The 13,507-nt window shown below is 65.9% G+C and carries 14 protein-coding genes; 8 read left to right on the forward strand and 6 right to left on the reverse strand.

Going from position 1 to position 13,507, the window contains the following annotated elements:
- Window positions 1-6: 6 nt before the first annotated feature.
- Entirely contained in the window at window positions 7-2,607 is a 2,601-nt protein-coding gene (gene topA / locus XW59_RS15310; protein WP_047146216.1) for a type I DNA topoisomerase, read from the reverse strand.
- 300 nt (window positions 2,608-2,907) lie between these two features.
- Here topA and XW59_RS15315 point away from each other — a divergent pair, with 300 nt between their 5' ends.
- Window positions 2,908-3,150 carry a hypothetical protein gene (locus tag XW59_RS15315; protein ID WP_082137617.1) on the forward strand — a complete coding sequence of 81 codons (243 nt, stop codon included), beginning with the start codon at window positions 2,908-2,910 and terminating at the stop codon, window positions 3,148-3,150.
- Here the strand turns inward: XW59_RS15315 and dprA are convergent.
- The 4 genes from dprA to XW59_RS15335 are packed head-to-tail and all read right to left on the reverse strand — an operon-like array spanning window position 3,073 to window position 7,076.
- The gene (dprA, locus tag XW59_RS15320; RefSeq protein WP_047146215.1) at window positions 3,073-4,209 is read right to left on the reverse strand and encodes a DNA-processing protein DprA; all 1,137 of its coding nucleotides are present in this window, start codon (window positions 4,207-4,209) and stop codon (window positions 3,073-3,075) included. The two genes, XW59_RS15315 and dprA, sit on opposite strands and share 78 nt — an antisense overlap.
- Entirely contained in the window at window positions 4,206-4,790 is a 585-nt protein-coding gene (plsY, locus tag XW59_RS15325) for a glycerol-3-phosphate 1-O-acyltransferase PlsY (RefSeq protein WP_047146214.1), read from the reverse strand. The genes dprA and plsY overlap by 4 nt, the downstream gene beginning before the upstream one ends.
- 31 nt (window positions 4,791-4,821) lie before the next feature.
- Complete coding sequence (locus tag XW59_RS15330) at window positions 4,822-6,117, reverse strand: dihydroorotase (RefSeq protein WP_047146213.1); 1,296 nt, start codon at window positions 6,115-6,117, stop codon at window positions 4,822-4,824.
- Window positions 6,114-7,076, reverse strand: coding sequence for an aspartate carbamoyltransferase catalytic subunit (locus XW59_RS15335; RefSeq protein WP_047146212.1), 963 nt, complete (start codon window positions 7,074-7,076; stop codon window positions 6,114-6,116). The genes XW59_RS15330 and XW59_RS15335 overlap by 4 nt, the downstream gene beginning before the upstream one ends.
- A 160-nt stretch (window positions 7,077-7,236) precedes the next feature.
- Between XW59_RS15335 and XW59_RS15340 the strand changes: the two genes are divergently transcribed.
- The 3 genes from XW59_RS15340 to XW59_RS15350 all read left to right on the forward strand — a co-directional run bounded on the left by XW59_RS15340 (window position 7,237) and on the right by XW59_RS15350 (window position 9,841).
- Window positions 7,237-8,865, forward strand: coding sequence for an acyl-CoA dehydrogenase family protein (locus XW59_RS15340; protein WP_047146211.1), 1,629 nt, complete (start codon window positions 7,237-7,239; stop codon window positions 8,863-8,865).
- A 168-nt stretch (window positions 8,866-9,033) separates the two neighbouring features.
- Window positions 9,034-9,495, forward strand: coding sequence for a hypothetical protein (locus XW59_RS15345; RefSeq protein ID WP_047146210.1), 462 nt, complete (start codon window positions 9,034-9,036; stop codon window positions 9,493-9,495).
- Window positions 9,496-9,502: 7 nt separating this feature from the next.
- Window positions 9,503-9,841, forward strand: a complete 339-nt coding sequence (locus XW59_RS15350) for a DUF6105 family protein (RefSeq protein ID WP_047146209.1) — start codon at window positions 9,503-9,505, stop codon at window positions 9,839-9,841.
- Here XW59_RS15350 and ruvX read toward each other — a convergent pair.
- Window positions 9,780-10,265, reverse strand: a complete 486-nt coding sequence (ruvX, locus tag XW59_RS15355) for a Holliday junction resolvase RuvX (RefSeq protein WP_047146377.1) — start codon at window positions 10,263-10,265, stop codon at window positions 9,780-9,782. The two genes, XW59_RS15350 and ruvX, sit on opposite strands and share 62 nt — an antisense overlap.
- Window positions 10,266-10,340: 75 nt before the next feature.
- Between ruvX and XW59_RS15360 the strand changes: the two genes are divergently transcribed.
- The 4 genes from XW59_RS15360 (at window position 10,341) to gatA (ending at window position 13,401) form a co-directional block, all read left to right on the forward strand.
- A complete protein-coding gene (locus XW59_RS15360) occupies window positions 10,341-11,048 on the forward strand; it encodes a metal-dependent hydrolase (RefSeq protein ID WP_047146208.1) in 708 nt (235 codons plus the stop codon).
- A 92-nt stretch (window positions 11,049-11,140) separates the two neighbouring features.
- Window positions 11,141-11,428, forward strand: a complete 288-nt coding sequence (gene gatC, locus XW59_RS15365) for an Asp-tRNA(Asn)/Glu-tRNA(Gln) amidotransferase subunit GatC (protein WP_047146207.1) — start codon at window positions 11,141-11,143, stop codon at window positions 11,426-11,428.
- 3 nt (window positions 11,429-11,431) lie between these two features.
- Window positions 11,432-11,908, forward strand: coding sequence for a GNAT family N-acetyltransferase (locus XW59_RS15370; RefSeq protein ID WP_047146206.1), 477 nt, complete (start codon window positions 11,432-11,434; stop codon window positions 11,906-11,908).
- A gap of 11 nt (window positions 11,909-11,919) precedes the next feature.
- Window positions 11,920-13,401, forward strand: coding sequence for an Asp-tRNA(Asn)/Glu-tRNA(Gln) amidotransferase subunit GatA (gene gatA / locus XW59_RS15375; protein WP_047146205.1), 1,482 nt, complete (start codon window positions 11,920-11,922; stop codon window positions 13,399-13,401).
- The last annotated feature ends 106 nt before the right edge of the window (window positions 13,402-13,507 follow it).

A 13,507-nucleotide genomic window follows, 5' to 3' on the forward strand; every position in this document is an offset into this window, starting at 1 on the left:
TTCGCGCTATTCCTCTTTTTTCGCAGTCTTCTTTGCCGCGGGCTTCTTTGCGGCTGCTTTCCTCGCCGGCGCTTTCTTGCCGCCGCCCTTGCCGGCTTTCTCGGCGATCAGCGCCAGTGCTTCCTCGACCGTGACCGCGGCCGGGTCCTTGCCCTTGGGAAGGGTGGCGTTGACCTTGCCCCAGTTCACATAGGGGCCGTAGCGGCCGTCGCGCACCGTGATCTTGCCGCCGTCGTCGGGATGTTCGCCGAGTTCCTTGAGCGCGGCCGGTGCGGCGCGCCCCTTGCCGTTGGCGAATTTCGACTTCTTTTCCGCCAGCACGGTGACGGCGCGGTTCAACCCGATCGAGAAGACATCCTCGATCGATTCGAGATTGGCGTAGGTTCCGTCATGCAGCACGAACGGCCCGTAGCGGCCGAGGCCGGCCGAGATCATCTTGCCGCTTTCGGGATGCTTGCCGACGTCGCGCGGCAGTGCCAGCAGCGCCAGCGCCTTTTCGTGATCGATCGTGTCCGGGGTCCAGCCCTTCGGGAGGCTGGAGCGCTTGGCGTCCTTGCCTTCTCCACGCTGCACGTAGGGGCCGAAACGGCCGCTCTTCAGGTAGATCTCCTCATTGGTGTAGGGATCCTTGCCCAGCATTTTGTCGCCGTTGACGCCGGCCGCCGGCTCGCCATTGCCGTTGACCTCCTCGCCCAGCTGCCGCGTGAAGCCGCATTCGGGATAGTTGGAGCAGCCGACGAAGGCACCGAACTTGCCGAGCTTTAGCGAGAGCTTGCCGTTGCCGCATTTGGGGCAGATGCGCGGATCGGAGCCGTCCTCGCGCGGCGGGAAGACCAGCGGCGCGAGTTCCTCGTTCAGCGCGTCGAGCACGTCGGTGACGCGCAACTCCTTGATCCCGTCGACATGGCCGGAAAAATCCTTCCAGAAGTCGCGCAGCACGTCCTTCCAGGAAAGCTTGCCGTCGGAAATCTCGTCCAGCTTCTCCTCGAGCGCCGCGGTGAAATCATACTCGACATAGCGATCGAAGAAGCTTTCGAGGAACGCCGTGACCAGCCGGCCCTTGGCCTGCGGCACGAGCCGGCGCTTGTCTATGGTGACATAGTCGCGGTCCTCGAGCGTCTTCAGCGTCGCGGCATAGGTGGAGGGCCGCCCGATGCCGAGCTCTTCCATCTTCCTGATCAGCGAGGCTTCCGAGTAGCGCGGCGGTGGTTCCGTGGTGTGCTGCGTCACCGTCACCGACTTGCGCGACAGCTCCTCGCCGGAACGGATTTCCGGCAGACGACGGCTTTCCTCGTCTTCGGCGTCCTCTTCCTTCTGTTCGGTATAGGCGGCGAGGAAACCGTCGAAGCGGATCACCGAGCCGACGGCGCGCAGGCCGGCGGTGCGGCCGCCGTTCCTGGCCTCGATCTCAACCGTGGTGCGCTCGATCTCGGCCGGCTGCATCTGGCTCGCGATCGCGCGCTTCCAGACAATCTCGTAGAGGCGCGCCTGATCGGTGTCGAGATATTTGCGCACCTGCGCCGGCAAGCGTCGGAAATCCGTCGGACGGATCGCCTCGTGAGCCTCCTGCGCGTTCTTGGCCTTGGTGGAATAGTAACGCGGCTTTTCCGGCAGGTAGCGGTCGCCAAATTCATGGCCGATCGCCGAGCGCGCGGCCGAAATCGCCTCCGGTGCCATCTGCACGCCGTCGGTACGCATATAGGTGATCAGGCCGGTCGTCTCGCCGCCGATGTCGATGCCCTCGTAGAGCCGCTGGGCGACCTGCATGGTGCGGGATGCCGAGAAGCCGAGCTGGGAGGAAGCGGCCTGCTGCAGCGTCGAGGTGGTAAACGGCGGCGCTGGATTGCGTTTGGTCGGTTTGGCCTCGACCGAGAGCGCGCGGAAGGCGGCGCCTTCCAGCATCGCCTTGATGTCCCCGGCCTGCTCCTTGGTCTTGATGTCGAGCTTCTGGAGCTTCTTGCCTTCGAAGGCGGTGAGGCGCGCCTCGAATTCCTCCAGGCGCGGCGTCGCAAGAAGGGCCGACAGCAGCCAGTAGTCTTCGCGAACGAAGCGTTCGATCTCCGATTCGCGGTCGCAGACGAGGCGCAGCGCCACCGATTGGACGCGCCCGGCCGAGCGCGCGCCGGGCAGCTTGCGCCACAGCACCGGCGAGAGCGTGAAGCCGACGAGATAGTCAAGCGCGCGGCGCGCCAGATAGGCGTCGACGAGCGGCGCGTCGATATCGCGCGGATTGGCCATCGCATCGAGTACCGACTGCTTGGTGATCGCGTTGAAGACCACGCGCTTGACCGGCTTGTCCTTCAGCGCCTTCTTCTGCCGCAGCACCTCCAGCACGTGCCAGGAAATGGCCTCGCCCTCGCGGTCGGGGTCGGTTGCGAGGATCAGGCCGTCGGCGTCCTTGACCGCCTTTGCGATGTCGGAGAGACGCTTGGAGGAGGGGCTGTCGACCTCCCAGGACATGGCGAAGTCCTCGTCGGGCCTGACCGAACCGTCCTTGGCCGGCAGGTCGCGCACGTGACCGAAGGAAGCCAGAACCTTGTAGTTCGAGCCGAGATATTTGTTGATTGTCTTGGCCTTGGCTGGCGATTCGACGACGACGACGTCCATTGTCGGTGGGTATCCTTTTGAGCGCGCGGCGGATCCGACGCTCCTGCAAATCTTCGAAAATCAGCCCGTCACATGGCCGCGTAATGCAATCCGGTCAAGGGCCAAGAACGAAAACCTGCTTCAACCATGGGGAGTGCAACACTATCCCGCAAAAGGACGTTTGCAATTTAAAATAAATGACGTAACTTTCGCTTCTATCTTGAGTTGTGGAAAATCGAGGATGCGTCAAGCTGATTTCCGGGCAGCGGCAAATATGCCCTGACCTTGGGAGCCTGCGCCGCAAAAAAGGGGAGAAGTTGGATGGGGCAACACCTGAATCGCCGGCGTACGGACACGCTCGACTATATCCAGTCGATGCTGGGCCAGTTGCGAACGATGGCCGAGGCCGAGCGCTGCGACATGCTCGCCTATCTCATAGAGATGTCATACGTCGAGGCGAGCGACATCATCCGCGGCGATCGTCCTTCACGTGTCCGGGAAGACGAGAGAAACCATGCCGCCGGGGTGACGCTCGAGGCGGCCGGCAAGATCAAGTTCCAGTAGCACCAGGAAGACCTGTGCCGGGTGCAGGCCGGTATGATGAATGATTTCATCGACTGCTACCGGCGAGGGTCCGAGCGCCTCGATCACCCGCCCGCGGTCGTCGTCGGAGGGCGGCGGGGTGGCCGAGAGGTCGGACGGCTCGTCGAATGCCGGGGGCGCGGCGTATTCGACGCCCGCCAGCGGTGCGATGACGTTGAGAATGTCGGCGGCTTCCGTGACGATCGTCGCGCCTTCCTTCAAGAGGCCGTTGGTGCCGGCCGAACGCGGGTCGAGCGGCGAGCCTGGGACGGCAAAGACGATGCGTCCCATCTCGTTGGCCAGGCGCGCACTGATCAGCGATCCGGAGCGTGTCGCGGCCTCCACCACGACCAGGCCGAGCCCGAGCGCCGCCACCAGCCTGTTGCGCCGCGGAAAATCACGGGCGCGTGGCTCCCAGCCGAACGGTTTTTCCGAGACGATCGCACCGCGTTCGGCGATTTCGGCGCAAAGCGCGACGTTTTCGGGCGGATAGGGACGGTCGAGTCCACCGGCGAGGACGGCGATCGTGCCGGTGTCGATGCTACCGGTATGGGCGGCGGCATCGATGCCGCGCGCGAGGCCGGAAACGACCGCGTAGCCCTCGCGCCCGAGCTCGGAGGCGAGCGACCGCGCTAGCTTGATTCCCACCAGCGAAGCGTTGCGCGAGCCGACGATCGAGATTGCCGGAAGCTGGAAGACCGCTCCATTGCCCTTGATCGCGACGAGGGGCGGCGGCGTGTCCATCTGCCGCAGCATCGGCGGATAATCGGGTTCGCCGACGGCAACGAAACGCGCGCCGGACCGCCCAGCCGTTTCAAGTTCGGTCTCTGCTTCCGCCAGCGAGGGTATCCGTACGGAGCGCAGCGAGCCGCCGCGCGCGGCGAGTTCCGGCAGCGCGGCTATCGCTGCCTCGGCGGAGCCGAAGCGGTTTATGAGATCGCGAAACGCCGCGGGCCCGACATTCTCGGTGCGAATCAGGCGAAGCCAGTGGAGCCGCTGCCGCTCGGTGAGGCGAATGCCCGCCGGCGGCGCGGCGTTCATCCGCGCGACCCGATCTTCGATTCCGTTCCCGCGAGCAATCGGGAGATGTTGGCCCGGTGCTTGACGAAGACGATGATGCTCATCACCGCCAGCACGATGGATATGTCGACATAGCCGAGCAGATAGGCGGCGAGCGGCGTCGCGATGCAGGCGACGAGCGCGGCGAGCGAGGAATAGCGGCCGATGAAGGCGGTGGCGAGCCAGGCGGCGGCGAAGACGAGGGCGCCCTGCCAGAGCATCGCGGCGGCGACGCCGAGATAGGTCGCCACGCCCTTGCCGCCCTTGAAGCCCAGCCAGGCCGGGAAGAGATGGCCAATGAAGGCGGCGAAGCCGGCCACGATGCCAAGCTCGGTGCCGTAGACGCCCGCGATCAGCACGGCCGCCGCGCCCTTCAGCGCGTCGAGCAGCAGCGTCAGAGCGGCCAGCTTCCTGTTGCCAGTACGCAGAACGTTGGTGGCGCCGATATTGCCCGAGCCGATCTTGCGCACGTCGCCGAGTCCGGCGGCACGCGTGATGAGAAGCCCGAAGGGAATGGAGCCCAGCAGGTAGCCGAACGCGAGCGCGGCAAGAACAGGCATCATCTATGAACGCTCCCCCAGTGCGTGGCGCGGGTCAGGCAGCCGACGCTTCGAAGACTGTGCGTCCTGAAACGAGCGTTTGCAAGACCCTGCCTTGCAGGCGCGCGCCTTCGAAGCAGGTGTTCTTCGAGCGCGAGCGGATTTCCTCCTCCCGCACGAGCCACGGCTCCTCGAGGTCGACGAGGATGAGGTCGGCCGGGGCGCCGGACCTCAGCGTGCCTCCCGACAGGCCGAAGCGCTTCGCCGGCGCGGTCGACAGCGCCTCCACGATGCGCGGCAGCGGCACGTCGCCATTGTGGTGGAGCCTGAGGGCGGCGGCAAGCAGCGTCTCGAGTCCGATTGCGCCGGAGGCCGCGTCGGCGAAGGGTAGGCGCTTGGTGTCGACGTCCTGCGGATCGTGGGAGGAAACGAGAATGTCGATCGTGCCGTCCCTGAGCGCCTCTATCATGGCCAGCCGATCCTCCTCCGCGCGCAGCGGCGGCGACAGGCGGAAGAAGGTGCGGTATTCGCCGACGTCGTTCTCGTTGAGCGACAGGCTGTTGATCGACGCGCCGGCGGTGACGTTCGCGCCGTCGGCCTTGGCACGGGCGACGGCGCGCGCCGACATTTCCGTCGAGATCTTGGCTGCATGGTAGGCGCCGCGCGTGAGCCGGGCGAGCATCAGGTCGCGCTCGAGCGGAATGGCCTCCGCCTCGCGCGGAATGCCGGGCAGGCCGAGCCAGCTCGCGTAAAGCCCTTCGTTCATCACGCCGGACGAAGCGAGATCGGGGTCCTGCGTCTCGTGGTCGATGACCGCGCCGAAATCGCGCGCATAGGTCAGCGCCCGCCGCATGACGAGCGAATTGGCGATCGTGTGCCGGCCCTCAGTGAAGGCGACGGCGCCCGCCTGCCGGAGCAGGCCGAACTCGGTCATCTCGCGGCCGTCGAGATGCTTGGTGATGGCGGCGGCGGGATGGACGTTGACGCAGGCGGTGTCGCGCGCCGTGCGCAGCACGAACTCCACCAGCGCCACGTCGTCGATCACCGGGTCGGTGTCGGGCATCATGACGAGCGAGGTGACGCCGCCGGCGGCGGCTGCCAGGCTGGCGGAGGCGATCGTCTCGCGATGTTCAGCGCCGGGTTCGCCGATATGGACGCGCGCGTCGACGAGGCCGGGAAGGATAGCCTTGCCGGCGCAGTCGACCACCTTCGCGCCCTCGGGCCGGCCCTGATTGCGGGCCGAGGCGCCGGCCTCGGCGATCTTCTTTCCTTCGACGATCACCGTGCCGGTCTCGTCGATCCCGCGCGACGGGTCGATGACGCGGGCGTTCTCGAAGACGAGAGTTGTCATGCCGCGCCCTCACGATTGTGCCTTGGATCGAGCAGCGCTTCCATCACGGCCATGCGCACGGCCACGCCCATCTCCACCTGTTCCTGGATGACGCTCTGCGGCCCGTCGGCGATCTCCGAGGCGATCTCGACGCCCCGGTTCATCGGGCCTGGATGCATGACGAGCGCGTCGTCCTTCGCGGCCTTGAGCTTCTCGGCGTCGAGGCCGAAATAACGGAAATATTCGCGGACGGAGGGCACGAAGGCGCCGGCCATGCGCTCGCGCTGCAGGCGCAGCATCATCACGACGTCCGCGCCTTTCAGTCCCTCGGCCATGGAATTGAACACCTCGACGCTCATCTGCCCGATCCCGGAAGGCAGCAGCGTGGAGGGCGCGATCACGCGCACGCGCGCCCCGAGCAGGTTGAGCAGGATGATGTTGGAGCGCGCGACGCGCGAATGCAGCACGTCGCCGCAGAGCGCGACCGTCAATCCGGAGATACTGCCCTTGGCGCGGCGGATGGTGAGCGCGTCGAGCAGGGCCTGCGTCGGATGCTCATGGGCGCCGTCGCCGGCATTGACCACCGAGCAGCCGACCTTCTGCGCGAGCAGCGCGGCCGCTCCGGCCGAGGAATGGCGGATGATGAGGATGTCGGGCCGCATCGCATTCAGCGTCATCGCCGTGTCGATCAGCGTCTCGCCCTTCTTCACCGAGGACGAGCCGACCGACATGTTCATCACGTCCGCGCCGAGGCGCTTGCCGGCGAGCTCGAACGAGGACTGCGTCCGCGTCGAGGCCTCGTAGAAGAGGTTGATCTGGGTTCGCCCGCGCAGGGCGTTGGTCTTCTTCTCGGCCTGGCGTGAAATCGCCACCGCGCCGTCGGCACGGTCGAGAAGGAGATTGACGTCGTCGGGAGAAAGCCCCTTGATGCCAAGAAGATGGCGATGGGGAAAAAGCGGAAGTGCGGATCGCTCGGTCATATCAAAGCCGTGCTATAGGCAAGCCTTGCCGCCGCCGCAAGCGAACTCATCGCGATCGCTGCGATTCTCCCCCGGGAATTTCCTCGCAAAATGACCGGGAATGCATGTAACAAGCATGGGACCGACTTGAAGAACCAATCTTTTGGGAGCTCCGCCCGACGTGACACATGAAGTGACAAACCAGCCGCCGCCGATGACGGGCACGAATGCATGGCGCGGCGACCCGCTTCTGGTGCAACTGGCGGAGAAGTTTTCCGAACCCGTTCGCCGCGACCTCGACCAGCTCGGACGCTTCGTCCGCACGGCCGAGGCGCAGGACCTGGCGCGGCTCGCCAATACCGAGACCCCGAAGCTGCGCACCCATGACCGCCAGGGCCGCCGCCTCGATCTCGTCGAATACCATCCGGCCTACCACGCCCTGATGCGCCGTTCGGTCGCGATAGGGTTGCATTCCTCGATCTGGGAGAACGGCGACACGGAGACCGGTAGGCGCCACCAGGTCCGTGCCTCGCGTTTCTACCTGACGTCGGAGCTGGAATGCGGGCATCTGTGCCCGATAACGATGACGAGCGCCTCGCTTGCCGCTCTGATGTCGAGCCCCAAGCTGTTTCGCGAATGGGCGCCGCGGGTGACGACCCGGAAATACGACCAAAACCAGAAGCCTCCGGTGGAGAAGGCCGGCCTGACGCTCGGCATGGGCATGACCGAGAAGCAGGGCGGCACCGACGTGCGCGCCAACACCACCAAGGCCGAAAGGGCCGGCAACGGCTTTTATCGCATCACCGGGCACAAATGGTTCATGTCGGCGCCCATGTCCGATGCGTTCCTGGTGCTTGCACAGGCCCGCGAAGGGCTTTCCTGCTTCCTCGTGCCGCGCATCCTCAGCGACGGCACGCCGAACGGCTTCCATTTCCAGCGCCTGAAGGACAAGCTCGGCAATCGCTCCAACGCCTCCTCGGAGGTCGAGTTCGTTGACGCGATAGGCGAGTTGGTCGGCGAGCCGGGCGCCGGCGTCCGTACCATCATGGACATGGTGACGCTGACGCGCCTCGACTGCGCGGTGGCCAATGCCGGCATCATGCGCGCCGGCATGGCGGAGGCCGTGCATCATACCCGCCACCGCCTGGTGTTCGGAACGCCGTTGTTCGAACAGCCGCTGATGCAGCGCGTGCTGGCCGACATGGCGCTCGACGTCGCCGCCGCAACCGCGCTCTCCTTCCGCCTCGCACGTTCCTTCGACGAGGCGGCCAACGATCGCGGCGAGGCGGCGTTCGCCCGCGCGATGACGCCGGTGGTCAAATACTGGGTCTGCAAGATAGCCCCGGCGCTGCTCTACGAGGCGATGGAATGCCTGGGCGGCAACGGCTATGTCGAGGAGGCGCCGCTGGCGCGCTACTATCGCGAGGCGCCCGTCAACGCGATCTGGGAAGGATCGGGAAACGTGATGGCGCTCGACGTGCTGCGCGTCATCAAGCGCGCCCCCGATCTGTTCGAGGACGTGCTGGCCGGTATCGAGGGCGACCTGGGCGCGGCCGGGCAGGGGACGGTCGGCGTGCTCAAGGCGGCGATGCAGGTCGCGGCCACCGACGAGGGCTCCGCGCGCATCCTTACAGAGCAGCTCGCGATCTCGGCGGCGGCCGCCGAACTGCGCCGGCTGGGCGCGGGACGGATCGCAGACGCGTTCGTGGAAACCCGTCTGGCGGGACAATGGCGCACGACCTACGGCATGCTCGACGCACGCCACGACGCGCGGATGATCCTCGACACGCTCTATCCGGACCTCGGCTGAGGCCGCTTCGGTTCATGCCCGTGCCGGCTCTCGGCGCGGGCGCTTCCATTCCGGTCAAGCGCGGTGGCGACCTTGTTCACGCAAACCGGCCGTTAACCTTAACAAATGGTTTCCATTGCCGCTGAAAGACGACCGGTCCACTGTCCGAATCTGTTCGGAAAGGGCCGCATGTGCCGGATTCTCGCCATAAGCCTGTCGGTCCACTGGGCCGTCGTCTTCGCTGCCGCGGCGATCCGCTCCGGCGGCATGCCGGGGGACGGGATCCGGCCGGACGCGCCGGCGGTCGCCTTGTGCGTCGCCTTTGCGCTGGTGTCGGTGCTGTTCGCCTGGGCGGCTGCCTGCGAGAGCTTCGGCGAAGGCCGCCGCGACGTGCGGCGCCTGTCGCTAACGGCGGCCGTGATCATGCTGACGGCCGCGATCGCCGCCGGCCGACCGGACGGGGAGGCGGCGATGCAGCTTGCCGGGTTGGCCGGCACCTATCTGCTTCTCCGCTTCGAGGGCGAGGAGGCGTCCGAAGAGCGGGAAACTGACCGTTCCAGCGTGCTGGCGCAGAGGATTGCGCTCGATGCTGCCCATATCTCGATGATGGCCCGCCTGTCGGGGCGCGAAACGAACCTGTCGGAAAGCTGAAAAACGGATGCGCTACATTCTGATCTTCTGGGCGGTTCCGATGGGCCTCTTCTGGGGCTGGTACTATCTGTCCTATCACGACATCAATTTCGGCTTCCTGTTTCTCAGCCGCCTGGTGCACGACTTCGCCTTCGAGACCTACGGCAATCTGCTCGGCATCGAGCCGTCGACGATCCCGCCGCTGGTGGCGCGGGCCTGCGTGATCGATACGGCGCTGATCTTCGGCATCTTCGCTTTCCGCCGGCGCCGCGAGATCATGCGCTGGGTGAGCGAGACGCGGCAGGCTATGGCCGAGAGGAGCCGGCACGCAGCGCCCGAAGCCGGTCGAGCGCCCCCTGCAGAATGAAGGCGGCCGCGGCCGAATCGATCCGCTCGTCCCGCTTCTTCCGCGACACGTCCATGGCGATCAGCGCGCGTTCGGCGGCGACGGTCGAAAGCCGCTCGTCCCAGAACACGAATGGCAGTTCGGTGAGCGGGCCGATATTGCGCGCGAAGGCGCGCGTCGCCTGGGCGCGCGGGCCTTCCGACCCGTCCATGTTGACCGGAAGTCCGATGATCATGGCTGCGACATTCTCGCGCGCCACGGCGGCCAGCAGCGTCGTTGCGTCGATCGTGAATTTCTTGCGGGCGATCACCGGGCGCGGATGCGCGAAGGTCAGTCCCGCATCGGAAACCGCGAGTCCGATGGTTTTCGTGCCGAGATCGATCCCCGCGACGGTTTTCCCGGCGCCTATGAGTTGCGGCAGTTCCTCGATCGCGATCGTGGCCAAGAGGCTCCAACCTTCCTTTGACATGACACGCTGTCGTTCTATCTTCCGCGGCACGCAAAATCGAGGAGAGATGAGATGAAACTGACCTGGTACGGCCATTCCGCCTTTCGTGTCGAGGTGGGCGGCGCCAAAATCCTGATCGATCCCTTCCTGGCCGGCAACCCGTCCTGGAACGGCGGCTGGGAACAGGCCGCCGAGGGTGTCACCCACGTTCTCCTCACGCACGGCCACAACGACCATATCGGCGACGCCGAGGCGGTGCTGAAGAAGACCGGGGCGATGCTGGTGGCGAATTTCGAGATCTGCATGTTCCTCGTCGGCAAGGGCGTCAGCCAGGACAGGATCAATCCCGGCAATACCGGCGGCACGGTCGATTGCGGCGGCTTCACCACCACTTTCGTGCAGGCCTCGCACTCCTCCTCGGTGGGCGGAGAGGGCGGCCAGAACACCTATCTCGGCAATCCGCTCGGCCTCGTCATGCATTTTCCGGAAGACAGGACGCTTTATCACATGGGCGACACCGACATCTTCTCCGACATGGCGCTCATCCATGAGCTGCACGAGCCGGCGGTGGGACTGGTGCCGGTCGGCGACCGTTTCACCATGGGCGGCGCGGTCGCCGCGCTTGCCTGCCGGCGCTTCTTCAAGTTCGAGGCTGTCGTGCCCTGCCATTTCGGGACCTTCCCGATCATCGACCAGAGCGCGGAAAAATTCCTGAGTGGCATGGAAGGCTCGGGCACCAGGGTGCTGACGCCGAAGGTCGGAGAGCCGTTCGAGCCCTGAACCGGGCGCAATTTCGCCTTTCATGTTGCGCTGTGCCAGTCGCCCCGGTATAGCGCGACCAGTTGTTTTCCAAGCTTTCCGCCGGAGTTCCCATGTCCGTCGACATCGCAACCGTCAAGCGCGTCGCCCATCTCGCCCGTATCGCCGTCAGCGATGAGGATGCACACCGCATGACCGGCGAGCTCAACGCCATCCTCGGTTTCGTCGAGCAGTTGGGCGAGGTGAATGTCGAGGGCGTCGAGCCGATGACTTCCGTCATCCCGATGGAGATGAAGAAGCGCCAGGACGTGGTGAGCGACGGCGACAAGGCCGGCGACATCGTGGCCAACGCGCCGGCGACGGAGGAGAACTTCTTCCTGGTGCCGAAGGTCGTGGAGTAGGCGATGGCGATCGAGATCGCGGTCGAGACGCCGCTGCAGGACGACGTGCGCCGCCTCGTAGCCGAGCTCAACGAGACGCTTTTGGACCTGACGCCGCCCGAATTCTGCTTTCACCTGACGGTGGAGCAGATGGCCGAGCCGGCGACCACGCTTTTCGTCGCGCGCGAAAATGGCGGGGCCGTCGCCTGCGGCGCCTTGCACCGCCACGAGGGCGGGATCGCCGAGGTGAAGCGCATGTACACGCAGCCTTCCCATCGCGGACGCAAGATCGGCCAGATGATCGTGGAGCGGATCGAGCGTCTGGCGCGCGAGGAAGGAATCGCGAAGCTTGTGCTCGAGACGGGCGACCGCCATCCGGCGGCCTGGGCCGTCTACGAGCGCGCCGGCTTCACCCGCTGCGGCCCGGTTCTCGACTATCCGGACTCCCAGTGGTCCGTCTTCTACGAAAAAGATATCGCGGCGTCGCCCGCCGTCGCCTGAACGGACGTTTCATGACCGAGCTGACCAAACTCACAATCGCTGACGCCCGCGCCAAGCTGCGCGCCAAGGAAATCACCGCCGTCGAGCTGACGGACGCCTATCTCGGCGCGATCGACGCCGCCAACGAGACGATCAACGCCTATATCAGGGTGACGCACGACAAGGCGCGCGCGATGGCGAAGGATTCCGACGAGAGGCTGGCCAAGGCACAGGGCGGCGCGCTCGAGGGCATCCCGCTCGGCATCAAGGATCTGTTCGGCACGGAGGGCGTGCATACCCAGGCCTGCAGCCACGTGCTCGACGGCTTCGAGCCGCGTTACGAATCGACCGTCACCGCCAATCTGTGGGCCGACGGTGCCGTCATGCTCGGCAAGCTCAACATGGACGAGTTCGCCATGGGCTCCTCCAACGAGACGAGCTACTACGGGCCGGTGAAGAACCCGTGGCGCGCGAAGGGCTCGAACCTCGACCTCGTGCCGGGCGGTTCGTCGGGCGGCTCGGCCGCCGCGGTTTCCGCCTTCCTGTGCGCCGGCGCCACGGCCACCGACACCGGCGGCTCGATCCGCCAGCCGGCGGCCTTCACCGGCACTGTCGGCATAAAGCCCACCTATGGCCGCTGCTCGCGCTGGGGCATCGTCGCCTTCGCCTCCTCGCTCGACCAGGCGGGACCGATCACCCGCGACGTGCGCGATGCCGCGGTCATGCTGAAGTCGATGGCCTCGGTCGACCCGAAGGACACCACTTCGGTCGATCGTCCTGTGCCGGACTACGAGGCCGCGCTCGGCCAGTCGGTCAAGGGCATGCGGATCGGCATTCCGCGCGAGTACCGCGTCGACGGCATGCCGCCGGAAATCGAGGCGCTCTGGCAGAAGGGCATCGCCTGGCTGAAGGATGCGGGCGCGGAGATCGTCGACATCTCGCTGCCGCACACGAAATACGCGCTGCCGGCCTACTACATCGTCGCGCCGGCGGAGGCTTCGTCCAACCTCGCCCGCTATGACGGCGTGCGCTACGGACTGCGCGTGCCCGGCAAGGACATCGTCGAGATGTACGAGAAGACCCGCGCCGAAGGCTTCGGCCGCGAGGTCAAGCGCCGCATCATGATCGGCACCTATGTGCTGTCGGCCGGCTATTACGACGCCTATTACGTCCAGGCGCAGAAGGTGCGCACGCTGATCAAGAAGGATTTCGAGGACGTTTTCCATGAAGGCGTCGACGCGATCCTGACGCCCGCCACACCCTCCGCCGCGTTCGGCATCGCCGACCAGGACATGGCCGCCGATCCGGTGAAGATGTATCTCAACGACATTTTCACGGTGACGGTCAACATGGCGGGTCTGCCCGGCATCGCGGTGCCGGCGGGGCTCGACGAGAAGGGATTGCCGCTCGGGCTGCAGCTCATCGGCCGGCCCTTCGACGAGGAGACGCTGTTCCGCACCGCGCATGTCATCGAAAAGGCGGCCGGCCGGTTCGAAGCCGGGAAGTGGTGGTAGCAACGAGCGCGGCCGCCTCGATGGTGCGTCCTTCGAGGCTCCCCTGCGGGGAGCACCTCAGGATGAGGGAGATCGCGGCTTGCTCTCGATACTTGGTGGGTTCGAG

Source organism: Aquamicrobium sp. LC103, assembly GCF_001014615.2.
GTDB lineage: Bacteria > Pseudomonadota > Alphaproteobacteria > Rhizobiales > Rhizobiaceae > LBCQ02.